The following is a 14,925-nucleotide window of genomic DNA, read 5'->3' on the forward strand; positions in this document are numbered from 1 at the left end:
CGGGACAGGTAGCGCTTTTCCCGAGCGCTGCAAATGCGCCAGTGAGGCTCGGCGCGAGAAAGCGGGCGCGTGTGTCGCCGTGTGCGAACCGCCCGAAAACGGCAACGCCCGCAGCGAGGCGGGCGATGTCCGGTAGAGATCGGAAGAGGGCTGATCAGCCGTTGTAGTGACCGGCAGCAACGCGCGGGATGTCCGAGCGATCGAGACCGATGTCGGCGAGTTCGCGATCGCTGAGCTGCGACAGCTCGGCAACGTTGCGCTGATACTCACGGAACGCCTGAACCATGCGGATGAGCGAGAGCAACATGAGAAATCTCCTTTAGTTCGCGATTCAGTTCTTCGTTGGAACTTCATCGTTGAAATGAACATAGAAGGGAATGTTGCGATGCGGAAGCGTGAATGTTGCGATGCAGCTAACCCCTCGGCGCATAGCTTGAGTAACGCTTGGGTAAGAATCGGGCAGGGCGCCCAGCTGCTGAGCGAATTGCAAAAAACCCCGTATTCATGCGGTTTTTCAATCGCTCGTTCGGATTGCCGGATCGCGTAATGCCAACTCCGATGCTGGACAAGTTTTGGAGGTGCCCGCCCGGCCCGTACCTCGCGAAATGCATGGGTTGATATAATGAATATAAATTCATTATTTTGGCTTTACCTGTCGAATGGAAGGCTCGCCATCACGGATCGCTCGCGGCGATTTCATTTCGTGCCATCTTGCGGAAGGTGCGACAAAGTGTCGCGGTATCCGGCAATGATGCCGATGCCGCCGCACCAGCGAGGAAGAACAATGAACAAACTGTTTGGGGCCGCGCTCATCACTGCGGCAATCGTGGCGTTCGGTCCGGCTCAGGCCGCGCGGATGCATGGCGCCGGCTGCAGCGGGGCCAACCTGGAAAAGACCGAGACGGCGATCGAGGCCATGGCCGACGGCGACGCCCGATACACGGCGCAAAAAGAGATCGCGGCGGCGCAAGACGCGCTTCTGAGCGGCAAGATGGGTGCCTGCAGCATGCACCTGACCAGGGCGATGCAGGCCGGGATGAGCAAGTAGCGGGCGTATCACAGCATCATCGAACGAACGGCCGGTCGCGATGCCGCGATCGGCCTCACTCTCCCTCCTACGGCGCCCGCGCCAGCTGGGTCGCGAACGTCGCGATCGTCCGCGCATAGACCTCGCTCTTGTTCCACTGCTGGATGACCGCAAAATTCGGGCCGCCGGGCTCCCAGTCCTTGCCCTTCTGCCAGCCATAGCCCTTCAAATAGTTCGCGGTGGAGGCGAGAACGTCGGGCGCGCTGCGGATCAGGTCGCGCCGGCCATTGCCGTCGAAATCCACGGCATATTTGATCCAGGACGACGGCATGAATTGGGTCTGCCCGATCTCGCCGGCCCAGGCGCCGTGCATCTCGGCCGGTTGAAGGTCGCCGCGGTCGACGATGCGCAGCGCATCCAGCAACTCGCCGCGGAACTGCTCGGCGCGGCGGCAGTCATGGGCCAGCGTCGCGAGCGCGCGGATGGTCGGGAACTTGCCGACGTTGACGCCGAAATCGGTCTCGAGACCCCAGATCGCGACCAGCACCTCGCCGGGCACGCCGTAGCTCTGCTCGATCCGCGACAGCACCGAGCCGTATTGCTTCAGCATGTTGGAGCCGCGGGTCAGGCGCGGCGGCACCATGCGCCCGGAGAACTCCTCGAAGGTCTGGCTGAACACCTTCTGACCGCGGTCGCGGTTCAGCACGCTCTGGTCGGGCGTCACGCCCGTCAGCGCCGCATTGATCGTGTTCTGCGAGATGCCTTTGGCCGCCGCTTCGGTCTTGAACTCGGCGAGCCAGCCGTCGAAATTGCCGTTGCCGCAGGGTACCGCGGCATGCGCTGGCGCTGACAGGGGGGTGAGGGCAGCGAGACAGGCAAGAGCGGAAACGGCGAGAACGCGAGCAATCATCGAAACACCTGGACGGCAATGGATTCAAAAGGCGTTGCTGGGCGTGCTCCATGTCGGGCGTAACCGCGGCAGCAGCAAGGCCTTTCGATCACATTGGCGTCGGATTTCGTGAGCGCCGCCACACTCTGCGGCCACTCGACGCGACCGCCGGCCTGGAGGCCGGCGGCAGTGAAGATTCATCGCGGCGTCCTCACATCTGGTCACGCGAGCGCCACGGGAACAGGTTCGCCGGGAAATCCGCCGCGGGCTTGGAGCTGCGGGGGGCCGGCGGCACGATCCGGGCGGCGTCGGGATGGATCGCGATGGCCTCACGGTAGAGATGCCAGGTGGCGTGGCCGAGCACCGGGATCACGACGGCGAGGCCGAGGAAGAACGGGATCGTGCCGGCCACCAGGAGCACTGCGACGATGAGGCCCCAGGCCGCAACCGGAACTGGATTCTTGGCCGCCACGCGCAGCGAGGTGACCACCGCTTCGAGCGCGCCGGCGTGACGGTCGAGCATCAATGGGAAGGACACGATGCTGAGGCACAGCGCCAGCAGCGCGAACAGGAAGCCTGCGCCACAGCCGACCGCGATCAGCCACCAGCCTTGCGGTGTGGTGAAGACCCGCTGCAGGAAATCGCTCACACCGGTCGCGCCGCCATAGCCGAACACTGCGACGTAGATCGCCTGCGCCGTCGCGACCCAGGTGACGAACAGCGCGAGGAGCAGCGTGCCCAGTCCGAGCATCGAGCCGAACGACGGCGACCGCAGCACCTCCAGGGCGTCCCAGGCACTGGTGTCCTCGCCGCGGTCACGGCGGCTGCTGAGCTCATAGAGACCGAGCGCGGCGAACGGGCCGAGCAGGGCGAAGCCCGCCGCCAGCGGAAACAACAGCGGCACCACCGCATAGCCGAACACTGCGCGCGCCAGCACCAGGCCGAGAACGGGATAGATCGCACATAGCATCACGGCGTGACTCGGCACCGCCTTGAAGTCATCCCAGCCGAGCCGGAGCGCGCGCATCAGGCTCGACATGTCGATCGTACGAATCGTCAGCTCAGCCGCGACCTCGTCTGCCGCCCGCACGTGGGAGGCAGCATTGCTGTGGTAGGTGGCCATCGTCGTGTGCTCCCTCAACTTGCGTAGGGCGCTTCCCAACCACGCAGGCGGGCTGCGCTTCTCGTTGGAACAAGTTCGCGGATGGCCAGACGCGACGAACCTCGGGACGGCCATTCGCGAACGGAAGTCATCAGGATAGTGCCAAAACAGGCTGCGCCTACTCACGCCTCGGTGAGGGCTGTGAATGTCGCAGTGCATTAGACTGGAACGCTCACGCAGAAGCTGGAGCATGGTCCAATAAAGTCGTTCCGCCGTCATTCCGCCTTGGGTAAGCTTCACATTGGTCGCCGTGTTCGCGTTTGGCAGGCCACGGCGGTGGCGGGGCGGCTCCGACGGGCGTCTCCGCAACGGAAGGCCGCCGGCCGAGTTCTTCTTACGATCACCATCCATTGGGAGCCATTGATGAGCGTTTTCGGAAAGATCATGGGCGCGATTTTCGGCCATCATGCCGAGGCGGCACCGGCCGGCGGCAGCACGCCCGCCGCTGGTGGTACCGCGCCGGCAGGCGGCGCGGCCGCGTCCCCGACGGCAGCCCCGGCTGCTGCGCCGCAAAATGTCGATGTGGCTGCGATCGTCGACAAGGCGGCGGCTGCCAAGCACGAGAAGCTGGAGTGGCGGACCTCGATCGTCGACCTGATGAAGGCGCTCGACATCGATTCCAGTCTCGCTGCGCGCAAGGAGCTCGCCAAGGAGCTCGGCTACAGCGGCGACACCAACGATTCCGCCAGCATGAACGTGTGGCTGCACAAGCAGGTGATGAGCAAGCTCGCCGCCAATGGCGGCAAGCTGCCGCCGGAGATCAAGCACTGAGCGTGCGCCGCTCACGGCAAGAACAAGAAAGCGAAAGGCCCGCCATCGTGCGGGCCTTTGTCGTCTTGGATCGCGTCGAGCGCGAGGCTGCGCCAGCGCCTCAGACGTGTACGAAGCCGGCGCGTTCCCAGGCCTCCGCGTGCAGCTGGTCGCGCTCGAAGCCGATGTCGCGCAGCGTGCGCTCGTCGAGCTGGTCGAGATAGGCGAGCTGGGTGCGGTAGTGAACGTAGCGCTTGAGAACGTCGAAAATGGCTGTGATGAACATGTGCCTCTCCCCATGGGTCTGGTTGCTTGTTCGGCGGGGGATTGCTGATCCATCCAGGTAGCCATTGCGTTAAAGCGCACCGTCCAATCGTCTCGTCCGGTAATTCCACGGCCCATCAGGCCATGAGATCCCGATTCTCCGGATGGTCACGGAGGTAGTCGGCGACGAAGCTGCAGCCCGCGATGACCTTGCGGCCGTCGGCGCGGATCAGCGCGAGGGCGCCTTTCACGAGCTGCGAACCGATGCCGCGGCCGCGCAGCGGTAGCGGGGTCTCGGTGTGGGTGATGATCACCCCCTGCGGCGTGGCCCGGTAATCGGCAAACGCGACGTGGCCATCGATATCGAGCTCGAAGCGGCTCCCGGCCTTGTTGTCACGGACATCAGTCATGCGTCCCTACTTTCGCTTGGGCTTCTCGGTGATCTTGAGGAACTCCGCCAGCAGTGTACGGATCGACCATGGCTTGCCATCGACCGCACCCCGGATGTCGTCGATCTTCCATTGGCCGGCCTCGCGCACGAGGTCGTAACGGATGATGTCGTCGGCCTGTTCCTTGCGCTCGGTGCGGTGGCCGCGAATGCTGACAGCAACGGTTGCCTTGTCGCCGTCCTGCATTTCCGGCGTTACCTTGAACGAGGCGACATCGGGATCCTGCGAATTCGTGACGGGATCGAAATCGATCGCCCCGACCTCGCCCTTGGGCGTGCGGGCGTCCATTTTCGCCCATTGGGCGGCCAGCGACTTCGACAGATATTTCGCGCGCGCCGCCTTGTCCTCGATGACGAAGGTGCCGCCATCCTCGCCCTTGCCCTTGGCGACGCGGGTGTAGATCGCGGTCATGATGCCGACGGGCTCGTTGGAAGAAGACGCCTGCGCGTGCAGCGGAGAAGCGGCGAGCACGCCAGCGAGGCCGAGAAGCAGGAAGCGACGATCGATCATGGTTGTCCTCAAATCAGATTCGGCGCGCGGTGATATGAAGAAATGCGCGGCCGGCCACGGTTTGTCGCGCGGCATCTGCATCCGTTCGAAACACGCCACCGCATGGGTGCGATGGGGAGGCCGGCCTTGCGAGGGCGAGCAGGACCGGGATAAACAGGCCCAAAGGGTATCGGGCGGCTGAGATCGCCTGAAGGATCGATCGAGGGGACGCTTCCATGGGTCTGTTCGTCAGCTGCAGCGGCGCGAGAGGTTGTCGATGACACCGGCACCCCTGCGCATGTCCCGCCGGGTGATGAACCTCGCGCATATCGTTACGCAAAATGGCCGCCGGCTTGGCGATCGCGTCGGCTTCGTCTGGGGCGAGAGGTCGTGGACCTGGCGCGAAATCGACGCGATGGTCTCGGCGCTCGCGGCGGCGCTGGCCGAGCGGGGGATCGCCAAGGGCGATCGCATTCTGGTGCACTCCAAGAACTGCGAGGAGATGTTCGTCTCGATGTTCGCCGCGTTCCGGCTCGGCGCGGTCTGGGTGCCCACCAATTTCCGACTGATGCCGGACGAGGTCGCCTATCTCGCGACCGCCTCGGGCGCCAAGGCATTTCTCTGCCATGGCGATTTTCCGGAGCATGCTGCGGCGGTGACGACCACGGAGTTCACGTGGCGCATCGGCGAGGGCGGCAGCTTCGGCGCGCGCTCCGTGGCCGACGCCATGCAGGCGCATGCGGGCGCAGAGGTCGCAAATGCGGCCGTCGAGCACGACGATCCCTGCTGGTTCTTCTTCACCTCGGGCACCACGGGCCGCTCCAAGGCGGCGGTGCTGACCCATGGCCAGATGGCGTTCGTCATCACCAATCATCTCGCGGATCTGACGCCGGGCACGACAGAACACGACGCGTCTCTCGTCGTGGCGCCGCTGTCGCACGGCGCCGGCGTGCACCAGCTGATGCAGAGCGCGCGCGGCGCCCGGACGGTGCTGCTGCCGAGCGAGAAGTTCGACATCACCGAAGCCTTCCGCCTGATCGAGAGGCATCGCGTCAGCAACCTGTTCACGGTCCCGACCATCCTCAAGATGATGGTCGAGCATCCCGCGGTCGACCAGTTCGATCATTCTTCGCTGCGGCATGTCATCTATGCCGGCGCGCCGATGTATCGCGAGGACCAGAAGAGCGCGCTCGCGCGGCTCGGCAAGGTGATCGTGCAGTATTTCGGTCTCGGCGAGGTCACCGGCAACATCACGGTGTTGCCGGCCGCGGCGCATGAGGAAGAGGATGGACCGGAGGCGCGGATCGGCACCTGCGGCTATGAGCGCACGGGCATGCAGGTCTCGATCCAGGACGATCAGGGGCGTGAGCTCAAGCCCGGCGAGACTGGCGAGATCTGCGTCATCGGACCGGCCGTGTTCGCGGGCTACTACGACAATCCGGAGGCCAACGCGAAGGCGTTTCGCGACGGCTGGTTCCGCACCGGCGATCTGGGCCACATGGACGAACACGGCTTCGTCTACATCACCGGCCGCGCGTCGGACATGTACATCTCCGGCGGCTCCAACATCTATCCGCGCGAGGTCGAGGAAAAGATCCTGACGCATCCGGATATCGGCGAGGTCGCCGTGCTTGGCGTGCCCGATCCGGTGTGGGGCGAGGTCGGCGTCGCCGTCTGCGTCGCGCGCGAGGGCGCGGCGGCGCCGAGCGAGAGCGCCATCGCCGGCTATCTCGCGACCAAGCTGCCGCGCTACAAGATGCCGAAGCGGTTCTTCTTCTGGGACGCGTTGCCAAAATCGGGCTATGGCAAGATTCCGAAGCGTCTGGTGCGCGACGAGCTCGAGGCGCGCGGCCTGCTCGATCTCACCAGGCAGGACTGACGCGTGATGCGATCCATCATCCAGCCCGGCGCGCCCGTGGCCGACCGCATCCAGTGGGTTGCGGCGCGCGGCCGTGCTTTCACGTTCACGCTCGAAAAAGGCCTGCCGCTGCTGGAAGCCGCGCGCCGCGGCTTCGCGGCCAATGGCTTTGCCGGTGGCGTGCTCGACATCAAAGGCGGGGCGCTCGGACCGTTCGCCTATGTCATGCCGGCGCTGTCGAAGACGGCGGATCATGCCGCGTTCTACAGCGAGACCTATCGGCCCGCCGGTGTGACGCGGCTGTCGACCGCGACGATGACGCTCGGCGTGCGCGACGGGGCGCCATTCTTCCATTGCCACGCGCTGTGGACGGAACAGGGCGGCCGCGCCGGCGGAGGGCACATCCTGCCGGAGGAGACCATCGTCGCCGAGCCGTTCGAGGTCGAGGCTTTCGGGCTCGATGGCGCGATCTTCACGGCCGCGCCTGATCCCGAGACCGGCTTCAGGCTGTTCGGCCCGGTGACGGCTGCGCCGAGCGCTGCCACGACGGATCGCCGCGCCTTCGCGCTGCGGCTGCGGCCGAACCAGGATTTCGCCGGCTGCCTCGAGGCGTTCTGCCGGGCGCAGCGGATCAGCAAAGCGCGCATTCGCGGCGGCGTCGGCTCGACCATCGGGGCGCGCTTCGAGGACGGCGGCGTCGTCGAGCCGTTCGCGACGGAGCTGACGATCACCGCCGGCACGATCGCGCCCGGCGACGACGGCGTTGAAGCCATCGTTGACGTCGCGCTGGTCGACTACACCGGCGCACTCGCGCAAGGCCGCCTCGTCCGCGGCGACAATCCGGTGCTGATGACCATGGAGCTGGTGCTGGAGGTCGTGGCATAGCGGTGGTGCGGCGGTGGCCGATGCGGCCGCGATGTGCGAGATTGCCGGGGATGTCACCGAGGTTGTGAAGGCGTCATGGCGAGGAAGCAACGCGAGATCCGGCTGCCAGCCCCTTATCTGAAGCGGCTGTGGCTCGATCCGGCCAAGATCTCCGATCGCGCCGCCTATCCGTTCTGCCTGCCGTTCCTGCAGGATGAGTTCGAGCTCAGCTTCACGAGTGCGATTACGATCATCGTCGGCGAGAACGGCACCGGCAAATCGACCCTGCTCGAAGGCATCGCAGCGCTCGCCGGCTATGACGAGGCCGGCGGCGGCAAGGGTTACATGCCGGTTGATCATGGCCGCGCGGTGGAGCGCATGGGCGGCGCACTCGCTGCCGCGCTGCGGGCGAGCTGGCTGCCGAAGATCACGCAGGGCTGGTTCTTCCGCGCCGAGAGCTTCTTTTCGGTGGCGCGCTATCTCGACCAGGCCGCACTGGACGATCCGCTCGGCGGGCCGCCGCCGGACTTCCTGTCCCACTCCCACGGCGAGGGCTTCCTGCGCTTCTTCGACGAGCGCTGCCAGCGCCAGGGCATCTACATCTTCGACGAGCCGGAATCGGCGCTGTCGCCGGCGCGGCAGATCGAGTTTTTGAAGCTGATGCGGCGGATGGATGACTCCAGTCATTGCCAGGTGCTGATGGCGACGCATTCGCCGGTGCTGATGGCCTATCCGGGCGCGACGCTGCTGCGGTTGACCAAATACGGGTTGGAGCCCGTCCGCGTGCAGGACACTGATCATTTCAAGGCCATGCGCGAGTTCTGCAATAATCCGGACGGGTTCGTGCAGGCGGTGTTCGCGGAGTGAGGGCTCCATACGACTCTGGATTGCTCGCCGCGACTGGCCATGTGACACCGATCTCGCGATGCCCTGGCATCCGAGCTTTGACATTCATTCCGCCCTCCCAAGGTGAGAGGGCGCAGGGAAGGCCGGGTGCAGGCCGCACCCATGGCCCGCCTGCGAAAAAAATGCAGGCGGCAGGAACCACAGGATTGGCCGAGCAACCGGCCTTCCCTGCGCGACGGTTTACGACTTATACGCGCTCTCCTCGGTGCACCGGGCTTTCTGGCCACCGTCATCGGCGCGACGCCCAGAAGGCATCGACACCCATTTGACCTCAGCGTCGGGAGGTCAGGACCACACGATTTCGCCGTCCGCCCCGCGACCCGTCGTCTTGCGCATCAGCACCGGGCCCGTGACGTCCATCGCATCCCGCCCTCCACGCCCGTGACGACCGCGAAGCGCCCCTCTCGTGAGGACGGGACGCATGCAGGAAAACAGAAATTCCGTAAAAACGAAAGAAGAATATTTTTCGCGGCAGGACTGGACAAGGGTGATGCCGCTGATCCCGTGCGGAAATTTAGGTTTTGCGCACGGCTGTTTTGGTGTCAAAACGGCCGCGTCGTGGCTCGGCCATGTGCGCGGCTTGCCCGTCGGGCGACTCGGAACGTGACGGGAGCGAAGGAAGAGGGGGCTGCATGCCGGAGCAGATCGGTCGCCACGACAAGCTCGAACGGGCGCTGCTGGCCCTGGATGATCGCGCCATGGTGCTGGAGGAGCTCGACGGCTTCATCGCCGGCCTGCTCGTGCTCCCTGAGCCGATTCCTCCGGGCGAATGGTTCGCGGCGGCCTTCGGGCTCGGCAAGGGGCATCGCTCCGTCTTCTCCAGCATCGACCATGCCAATGAGGTGCTCGGGCTGGTCATGGACTATCACCGGGAGATCGCGCTGACGCTCGCGCAGCATCCGGAGCAGTACCAGCCGCGTTTTCCAATCGACGCCTTCAACGGCGACGTCGTCTGGGAGCTGTGGATCGACGGTTTTGCGGCGGCCGTGGACCTTCGCCATGAGAGGTTCAAGGCTTATCGGCAGGTCGACGGGGAGGTGGGCGAGGCGGCGCTGCGTCTGATGGTGGCGATCGAGCTGGCGCTCGACGACGATCGTGCCGAGAACGCCAAGCTCGACCGCGAGGCGCCGGCTGATATCCGCGAGGCGGTGCTGACGCTGTATCAATACCGGCAGAGCGGGCCGCCGGTGCCCACGTCGACCAACTTTGCCCGGCAGCCCAATCCGTTCGCCTCGTTCGGCAAGACCGGCCGCAACGACCCCTGTCCCTGTGGTTCCGGCCAGAAATACAAGCGCTGCTGCGGCGCGAATTGAGGCGGCCACGACACGGTCTTTTTTGTTGCAACAATCCGGTGCGGTGCAAAGATAGGCCTGTCCGCGCCGGATGCGCGGGCCAATGAAAGTGACCGAGGAAACGAGATGAGGATGGTGTTCGGCAAGGCGCTGACCGCAAGGACGGCGCTCGCGATCGCGACGACGGCCCTGACAATCACGACCCTGACGATGGCGGAAGCGCATGGGCCCACCCGGCGCAAGGTGCAGGAGCACGTGGAGATCAACGCCGCGCCCGCCAAGGTGTGGGCCGTGATCGGCAACTTCCAGGACATGAGCTGGCTCGGCATCGTCGACAAGACCGCGGGCGACAAGGGCAACGAGATCGGCGCAACGCGCAAGCTGACCCTGAAGGGCGGCGCCACCGTCGACGAGGAGCTCTACAAATACGACGCCGAGAAGATGAGCTATTCGTATCGCATCACCGCCGTCGACGTGAAGGTGCTGCCGGTGACGAACTACTCGTCGACCATCGCGGTGACGCCGAGCGCGGACGGCAAGGGCAGCTTGGTCGAATGGACCGGCGCGTTCTACCGCGGCTTCCCCAACAACGACCCGCCGCCGGAGCTGAACGACGAGGCCGCCGTCAACGCGGTGAGCGGGCTCTACAAGGGCGGGCTCGAGGGCCTGAAGAAGAAGGTGGAGGGCGGTAGCTGAAGGGGCGGATTGGTAGTTAGGGATCGATGATGTCGCCCAGCCGGCACTGCGCTCCCTCTCCCCGTTCTTACGGGGAGAGGGTTGGGGTGAGGGGCAGACGCACGGGAAGTGCTCGTGGAGAGACCTGTACCCCCTCACCCGGATTGCATCTGGCGATGCAATCCGACCTCTCCCCGCAAGCGGGGAGAGGTAAGCACCGAGTCCGCTACTCTGCCACCAGTCCTCTCTCTCATTTTGGCCGAGCCCTTCTGTTCGCAGTTGTACTCGCCCTTGGCACCGCAGCTCACGCCGAGGAAGCCTTCGTCACCAATCAGCTCAGCGACGATCTGACGATCGTCGATCTCGCGACCTCGAAGCCGGTGGCGACGATTCCGATCGGCGGCAAGCCGGCCGGAGTTGCCGTCGCCGCCGACGGCCGCTTCGCCTATATCGCGAGTCCGGACGACAAGACCGTCAGCGTCGTCGATGCTGCCGAGCGAAAAGTCGTCGGCCGCATCGAGGTCGGTGGCGGGCCGCTCGGCATAGCGGTGACGCCGGACGGTTCGACGGTCTACGTCGCCGACTGGTACAACGCCGCGATCCGCGTGATCGATGCGAAGACCCGTAGCGTGAGCGGCAGCATCACGGTCGGCGCCTCGCCGTCGGGGCTTGCAGTGACACCCGACGGCAAGCTGCTGCTGTCCGCCGACCGCGACGACGACATGGTCTCGGTGATCGACACGGCGACGCGCCAGCGCCTTGCGACCATCAAGGTCGGCACGCGGCCGTTCGGTGTCACCATCGACGCCGAGGGCAAGCGCGCCTACACGGCAAATGTCGCCTCCAACGACGTCTCGGTGATCGACCTCGTCGAGCGCCGCGAGATCGGCCGGGTCAAGACCGGCTTGCGGCCCTATGCGGTGGCGCTGGCGCAGGGCAGGGGCTTCGCCACCGACCAGTATGACGGCACGGTCAGCGTATTCGACCTGGCGAGCCTGCAGCCGCTCAAGCGCATCAGTGTCGGCGATTATCCGGAGGGCATCGAGGCGACCGCCGACGGCCAGCGCGTCATCGTCGCCAATTGGGAGAGCAACATCCTGAGCGTCATCGACGTGGCCGCGCTGAAGGTCACGGGAGAGATCAAGGTCGGGGACGGTCCGCGCGCCTTTGGCGCGTTCCTGCGGCGGTGAGGCGTTGGGCTACGACCAGGCGCTCGCAAAGACGCGGGCAGGTATTGAGATTTGTCGCTGTCCCGGCGCCGATGCAGGTTACGGATCTCGTTCGGCAGGCACGACCAGCCGCCCCACGATCTCCTCCACCCGCGTGAACAGCATCTCCGGCTGGTGGTCGCGCAGCGCCTGCTCCGCGGCATAGCCCCATGTCACCGCGCCGAAGGCGATGCCGGCGGCGCGCGCCGCCTCGATGTCGCGGGTCTCGTCGCCGATCGCGATGGCCCGGGCCGGGTCGACGCGCAGCCGCTTCAGCACCCGGCGGAACTTGCGTGCCTTGCCGAACACCGAGGCCGAGCAATCGAAATCGGCGAACAGACCGGCGCGCAATCCGAGCTTCTGCCGCGCGTTGGCCTCGCTGTCCGACGAGACCAATGCGAGCGTCGTGCCGTTCGCGGCAAGCGTGTCGAGCATGATGTCGACGCCTGCAAACAGCGGAATGCTTGCGGCATGCGCCGTCTTCAGGCGGCGCACGTGGCGCGCGATGAAGGGCAGCTTCCAGCGCGGCACCTGAAGGAAATCGAGGATCTCGCGGGTCGAGGCATGGCGCAGCCCGTCGATGTCCTCGTCCTTCACCTGGCGAAAGCCGAAGCGCGCGGCGACCGCATTCACGTGGACCCGAAACCACGGGAAGCTGTCGGCGAGCGTGCCGTCGAGATCGAAGATGACGAGAGAATATGGCATCGCGCGGGGTGAGCGTGGCGAGGGGCTGATGATCGTCGAGGCGTGTCGTGCTGCGACAGCCCTGCGCCATAGCAACGGGAGGGGCGGGGCGCAATGAGACGCGACCATTGCGTCTCGCAGCGCCATGGCGACGTTCGATGATCAGGGGTTGAACATGTTGTGATGTGCACCTGGAGATGACGCGGTCTATGATCGCGGTGCGCCGGCGGATCAGGGTCTGCCTGCCCGATTTGATCGAAATTGTTTTCATCATTCAAGCCAGAGAGATTTCACATGGCCCTCAACAAGGTTGCTGCAGCCTATCTGTCCTACTTCGCCTATATCGACGATGCGCTCGATGCGGTTCAGCCGAGCGATTTCGTGACGATGCTGAAGTCCGTCCCATCGGGCGCCGCGAACGGTCCGTGGTCGCTCGTCTGGGGCCCGGCGGTCAACAACGGCGTGCTCGCCTATGTCGCGCAAGGCAGCGACGGCAGCTATGCGCTGGCGTTCCGCGGCACCGATGTCGACGGCTCGGTCGCCGGCGCCTTCGAGAACGTGCTCGCCGATGCCGACGCGGTTTTCCAGGTGCCGTGGCTGTATCCGCAGCAGGCCGGCGCGCCGCTCCAGATCAGCGCCGGAATCAACGACGCGCTGGCGCTGGTCATCGCGCTCACCGATCCCACGACGGACCTGTCGCTGCTGGACTATCTGCGCGGCCTCGCGGCCAAGCAGAACCTGCAACTGATGGTGACCGGGCACAGCCTCGGCGGCGCGCTCGCCGTGGCGGCGACGGCATGGCTGCAGGATCAGCTGCCGAAGCTGAACTCGTCGCTGAAGTTCACGCTGTGGCCGCACACCTTCGCGGCTCCGACGATGTGGAACGCGGGATTCGCGGCGACCTTCGCGAAGAGCTACACCTATTACGCGGCGGTCAACAGCAACGACATCGTGCCGATGGGCTGGGCCAACCTGAACGGGATTCTCGGCACCTATCCGCCGCCGGCGCCTGTCCTGAAGGACACCAACTACTACTCGATCTACAAACCGCTCGAGTGGCTCAGCGCATCGATCCCGACCTATACCGCGATTGCGCCGAGCAATCCGGACCTGTTCACGATCACGCCGATCGTCGAGGCGAACGACTCCTGGACCGCGGAAGCCGGCTACATGCATTCCATGCAGCTGCAGTATTTCCCGCATGCGACCGGCACGAAGGCGCCGCCGCTGCCGGGAGTCACCAAGACCGGCGTGGCGCGGCCGCGGGCGGTCGCCGTCGCGGCCTGAGCGTCGCAGGGGAGCTTTTGCGGGGCTGGGTTCGCTCAGTCCTGCAAGGGGGCTCGGTGCGACGGCCGATCAACCTTTGATCACGATTTTTGTGAGTGTGCGCTGCAGGAACGCCTTGCGCCGTGCGGTGGTTGCCCCCGTGCAGAAGCAAGGAGAGAGACATGCAACGCACGATCAAGATGGCCGCGCTGGCCGCAGCCACCGTGGTGATCGGCACCGCCGCCGCGTCGGCGCAGGGCTATGCCCGTTTCGGCGACTCCATGGCCTGGGTGCCGCCGGCGCAGACCACGGATTCCGAGCCGGTGTATGGCGCCGCGCCGGGGCCGGCCTACGCGCCGGGTCCGGTGGCTGGCCCAGTGGCCTGGGGCGGCGGCTACAACGGCACCAACCATCCGACACCGGGCTCGACCCAGGGCGATGTCGGTCCGTCTGGCAACAACAATGGCACGCTGACCGGCGTCTATCGTCAGTGGTAGTCGCTTTCAGAGCTTTCAGATAAGTCAGCGTCAAGTTGACGAGCCCGCCGCCCGGACACGAGTGGCGGGCTCGTTTTTCGCAGGGAGCCGCCAAGATGCAGCCGCGTTGGATCATTCAATCGCGGCAATGTGAGCGAAGCGTTGTGTCGCAGCATTGTCGTGACCTGCCGCGGAACCGGCAGGGTCCTTACGTTGTTTGCTCCGCGATAATTAGGAACGAAGGAGCAAGTTCATGACGCGCATGTTTGGTTTGGCGGCCTTGACCGCGGTCACGCTGGTTGCCGGCACCGCCGCCGCTTCAGCCGGCGAGTACGGCCCGGGTGGCTACGGCTATGGCGGCCAGGTCACCAGCACCTACGCCTACCGCGATTCCTTCGCCTGGGCGCCGGGTCCGGTCTATGAGGAAGGCTACGTCGCGGTCGCGCCGGGCCCGTATGACGGCCCGGGCTGGGGCGCCGGCTACAACGGCACCAACCATCCGACTCCGAGCTCGACCCAGGGCGATGTCGGGCCCGGCGGCAACAACAACGGCACGCGCAGCGGGTACTATCGCTGGTGAGTTGTACGTGAGCAGACAGACGAAGCCCGCCGCTCGTGATCGAGCGGCGGGCTTCGCTTTTTGGAGAGGACGTTTATCCATCGCGC

Annotated in this window: 19 protein-coding genes; 12 read left to right on the top strand and 7 right to left on the bottom strand. The window is 65.5% G+C overall.

Annotated elements, in window-relative coordinates; genetic code table 11:
* Nucleotides 1-154 precede the first annotated feature (154 nt).
* Complete coding sequence (locus QX010_RS07295) at nucleotides 155-307, bottom strand: DUF1127 domain-containing protein (RefSeq protein ID WP_006614327.1); 153 nt, start codon at nucleotides 305-307, stop codon at nucleotides 155-157.
* A gap of 477 nt (nucleotides 308-784) precedes the next feature.
* Here QX010_RS07295 and QX010_RS07300 point away from each other — a divergent pair, with 477 nt between their 5' ends.
* Entirely contained in the window at nucleotides 785-1,048 is a 264-nt protein-coding gene (locus QX010_RS07300) for a hypothetical protein (RefSeq protein WP_316178946.1), read from the top strand.
* A gap of 67 nt (nucleotides 1,049-1,115) precedes the next feature.
* Here QX010_RS07300 and QX010_RS07305 read toward each other — a convergent pair whose 3' ends face one another.
* Together QX010_RS07305 and QX010_RS07310 are read right to left on the bottom strand one after the other, a co-directional pair.
* On the bottom strand, nucleotides 1,116-1,937 hold the full coding sequence (locus QX010_RS07305) for a lytic murein transglycosylase (RefSeq protein ID WP_315799836.1): 822 nt from the start codon (nucleotides 1,935-1,937) through the stop codon (nucleotides 1,116-1,118).
* Nucleotides 1,938-2,127: 190 nt separating this feature from the next.
* Nucleotides 2,128-3,039, bottom strand: a complete 912-nt coding sequence (locus tag QX010_RS07310; RefSeq protein WP_316178578.1) for a DUF2189 domain-containing protein — start codon at nucleotides 3,037-3,039, stop codon at nucleotides 2,128-2,130.
* 402 nt (nucleotides 3,040-3,441) lie between these two features.
* Between QX010_RS07310 and QX010_RS07315 the strand changes: the two genes are divergently transcribed.
* A complete protein-coding gene (locus QX010_RS07315) occupies nucleotides 3,442-3,849 on the top strand; it encodes a DUF3597 domain-containing protein (protein ID WP_316178580.1) in 408 nt (135 codons plus the stop codon).
* Between the two features lie 100 nt (nucleotides 3,850-3,949).
* Here QX010_RS07315 and QX010_RS07320 read toward each other — a convergent pair whose 3' ends face one another.
* The 3 genes from QX010_RS07320 to QX010_RS07330 form a co-directional block, all read right to left on the bottom strand.
* Nucleotides 3,950-4,114 carry a DUF1127 domain-containing protein gene (locus tag QX010_RS07320; RefSeq protein WP_315799839.1) on the bottom strand — a complete coding sequence of 55 codons (165 nt, stop codon included), beginning with the start codon at nucleotides 4,112-4,114 and terminating at the stop codon, nucleotides 3,950-3,952.
* 115 nt (nucleotides 4,115-4,229) lie between these two features.
* Nucleotides 4,230-4,502 (bottom strand): GNAT family N-acetyltransferase, encoded by a 273-nt coding sequence (locus QX010_RS07325; RefSeq protein WP_315799840.1) that lies wholly within the window; start codon nucleotides 4,500-4,502, stop codon nucleotides 4,230-4,232.
* A gap of 6 nt (nucleotides 4,503-4,508) precedes the next feature.
* The gene (locus tag QX010_RS07330; RefSeq protein WP_316178583.1) at nucleotides 4,509-5,051 is read right to left on the bottom strand and encodes a DUF3828 domain-containing protein; all 543 of its coding nucleotides are present in this window, start codon (nucleotides 5,049-5,051) and stop codon (nucleotides 4,509-4,511) included.
* A 256-nt stretch (nucleotides 5,052-5,307) separates the two neighbouring features.
* Between QX010_RS07330 and QX010_RS07335 the strand changes: the two genes are divergently transcribed.
* From QX010_RS07335 to QX010_RS07365, 7 genes are all read left to right on the top strand, one after another.
* Entirely contained in the window at nucleotides 5,308-6,909 is a 1,602-nt protein-coding gene (locus tag QX010_RS07335; protein WP_316178585.1) for an acyl-CoA synthetase, read from the top strand.
* 6 nt (nucleotides 6,910-6,915) lie between these two features.
* On the top strand, nucleotides 6,916-7,773 hold the full coding sequence (locus QX010_RS07340; protein WP_316178588.1) for a PCC domain-containing protein: 858 nt from the start codon (nucleotides 6,916-6,918) through the stop codon (nucleotides 7,771-7,773).
* A 75-nt stretch (nucleotides 7,774-7,848) separates the two neighbouring features.
* Nucleotides 7,849-8,619, top strand: a complete 771-nt coding sequence (locus QX010_RS07345; RefSeq protein ID WP_316178590.1) for an AAA family ATPase — start codon at nucleotides 7,849-7,851, stop codon at nucleotides 8,617-8,619.
* A gap of 460 nt (nucleotides 8,620-9,079) precedes the next feature.
* A complete protein-coding gene (locus QX010_RS07350) occupies nucleotides 9,080-9,265 on the top strand; it encodes a hypothetical protein (RefSeq protein WP_316178591.1) in 186 nt (61 codons plus the stop codon).
* A 25-nt stretch (nucleotides 9,266-9,290) separates the two neighbouring features.
* Entirely contained in the window at nucleotides 9,291-9,971 is a 681-nt protein-coding gene (locus QX010_RS07355) for a UPF0149 family protein (protein ID WP_316178593.1), read from the top strand.
* A gap of 105 nt (nucleotides 9,972-10,076) precedes the next feature.
* On the top strand, nucleotides 10,077-10,646 hold the full coding sequence (locus QX010_RS07360; RefSeq protein WP_316178594.1) for an SRPBCC family protein: 570 nt from the start codon (nucleotides 10,077-10,079) through the stop codon (nucleotides 10,644-10,646).
* A 155-nt stretch (nucleotides 10,647-10,801) separates the two neighbouring features.
* The gene (locus tag QX010_RS07365) at nucleotides 10,802-11,815 is read left to right on the top strand and encodes a cytochrome D1 domain-containing protein (RefSeq protein ID WP_316178596.1); all 1,014 of its coding nucleotides are present in this window, start codon (nucleotides 10,802-10,804) and stop codon (nucleotides 11,813-11,815) included.
* 78 nt (nucleotides 11,816-11,893) lie between these two features.
* On the opposite strand, the gene QX010_RS07370 is transcribed toward QX010_RS07365, so the two are convergent.
* Nucleotides 11,894-12,538, bottom strand: a complete 645-nt coding sequence (locus QX010_RS07370; protein WP_316178598.1) for an HAD hydrolase-like protein — start codon at nucleotides 12,536-12,538, stop codon at nucleotides 11,894-11,896.
* Nucleotides 12,539-12,811: 273 nt separating this feature from the next.
* Between QX010_RS07370 and QX010_RS07375 the strand changes: the two genes are divergently transcribed.
* From QX010_RS07375 to QX010_RS07385, 3 genes are all read left to right on the top strand, one after another.
* Nucleotides 12,812-13,804 (top strand): lipase family protein, encoded by a 993-nt coding sequence (locus tag QX010_RS07375; protein ID WP_315799847.1) that lies wholly within the window; start codon nucleotides 12,812-12,814, stop codon nucleotides 13,802-13,804.
* Between the two features lie 161 nt (nucleotides 13,805-13,965).
* Nucleotides 13,966-14,280, top strand: a complete 315-nt coding sequence (locus QX010_RS07380; protein ID WP_316178600.1) for a hypothetical protein — start codon at nucleotides 13,966-13,968, stop codon at nucleotides 14,278-14,280.
* A 232-nt stretch (nucleotides 14,281-14,512) separates the two neighbouring features.
* Nucleotides 14,513-14,839 (top strand): hypothetical protein, encoded by a 327-nt coding sequence (locus QX010_RS07385; protein ID WP_316178602.1) that lies wholly within the window; start codon nucleotides 14,513-14,515, stop codon nucleotides 14,837-14,839.
* Nucleotides 14,840-14,925: the final 86 nt, after the last annotated feature.

Source organism: Bradyrhizobium sp. SZCCHNRI1009 (assembly GCF_032487575.1).
Taxonomy (GTDB): domain Bacteria; phylum Pseudomonadota; class Alphaproteobacteria; order Rhizobiales; family Xanthobacteraceae; genus Bradyrhizobium.

Excerpts from the sequence above, each read along its gene's own strand:
- QX010_RS07295 (WP_006614327.1), bottom strand. The coding sequence starts at position 307 with ATGTTGCTCTCGCTCATCCGCATGGTTCAGGCGTTCCGTGAGTATCAG.
- QX010_RS07300 (WP_316178946.1), top strand. The coding sequence starts at position 785 with ATGAACAAACTGTTTGGGGCCGCGCTCATCACTGCGGCAATCGTGGCG.
- QX010_RS07305 (WP_315799836.1), bottom strand. The coding sequence starts at position 1,937 with ATGATTGCTCGCGTTCTCGCCGTTTCCGCTCTTGCCTGTCTCGCTGCC.
- QX010_RS07310 (WP_316178578.1), bottom strand. The coding sequence starts at position 3,039 with ATGGCCACCTACCACAGCAATGCTGCCTCCCACGTGCGGGCGGCAGAC.
- QX010_RS07315 (WP_316178580.1), top strand. The coding sequence starts at position 3,442 with ATGAGCGTTTTCGGAAAGATCATGGGCGCGATTTTCGGCCATCATGCC.
- QX010_RS07320 (WP_315799839.1), bottom strand. The coding sequence starts at position 4,114 with ATGTTCATCACAGCCATTTTCGACGTTCTCAAGCGCTACGTTCACTAC.
- QX010_RS07325 (WP_315799840.1), bottom strand. The coding sequence starts at position 4,502 with ATGACTGATGTCCGTGACAACAAGGCCGGGAGCCGCTTCGAGCTCGAT.
- QX010_RS07330 (WP_316178583.1), bottom strand. The coding sequence starts at position 5,051 with ATGATCGATCGTCGCTTCCTGCTTCTCGGCCTCGCTGGCGTGCTCGCC.
- QX010_RS07335 (WP_316178585.1), top strand. The coding sequence starts at position 5,308 with ATGACACCGGCACCCCTGCGCATGTCCCGCCGGGTGATGAACCTCGCG.
- QX010_RS07340 (WP_316178588.1), top strand. The coding sequence starts at position 6,916 with ATGCGATCCATCATCCAGCCCGGCGCGCCCGTGGCCGACCGCATCCAG.
- QX010_RS07345 (WP_316178590.1), top strand. The coding sequence starts at position 7,849 with ATGGCGAGGAAGCAACGCGAGATCCGGCTGCCAGCCCCTTATCTGAAG.
- QX010_RS07350 (WP_316178591.1), top strand. The coding sequence starts at position 9,080 with ATGCAGGAAAACAGAAATTCCGTAAAAACGAAAGAAGAATATTTTTCG.
- QX010_RS07355 (WP_316178593.1), top strand. The coding sequence starts at position 9,291 with ATGCCGGAGCAGATCGGTCGCCACGACAAGCTCGAACGGGCGCTGCTG.
- QX010_RS07360 (WP_316178594.1), top strand. The coding sequence starts at position 10,077 with ATGAGGATGGTGTTCGGCAAGGCGCTGACCGCAAGGACGGCGCTCGCG.
- QX010_RS07365 (WP_316178596.1), top strand. The coding sequence starts at position 10,802 with ATGCAATCCGACCTCTCCCCGCAAGCGGGGAGAGGTAAGCACCGAGTC.
- QX010_RS07370 (WP_316178598.1), bottom strand. The coding sequence starts at position 12,538 with ATGCCATATTCTCTCGTCATCTTCGATCTCGACGGCACGCTCGCCGAC.
- QX010_RS07375 (WP_315799847.1), top strand. The coding sequence starts at position 12,812 with ATGGCCCTCAACAAGGTTGCTGCAGCCTATCTGTCCTACTTCGCCTAT.
- QX010_RS07380 (WP_316178600.1), top strand. The coding sequence starts at position 13,966 with ATGCAACGCACGATCAAGATGGCCGCGCTGGCCGCAGCCACCGTGGTG.
- QX010_RS07385 (WP_316178602.1), top strand. The coding sequence starts at position 14,513 with ATGACGCGCATGTTTGGTTTGGCGGCCTTGACCGCGGTCACGCTGGTT.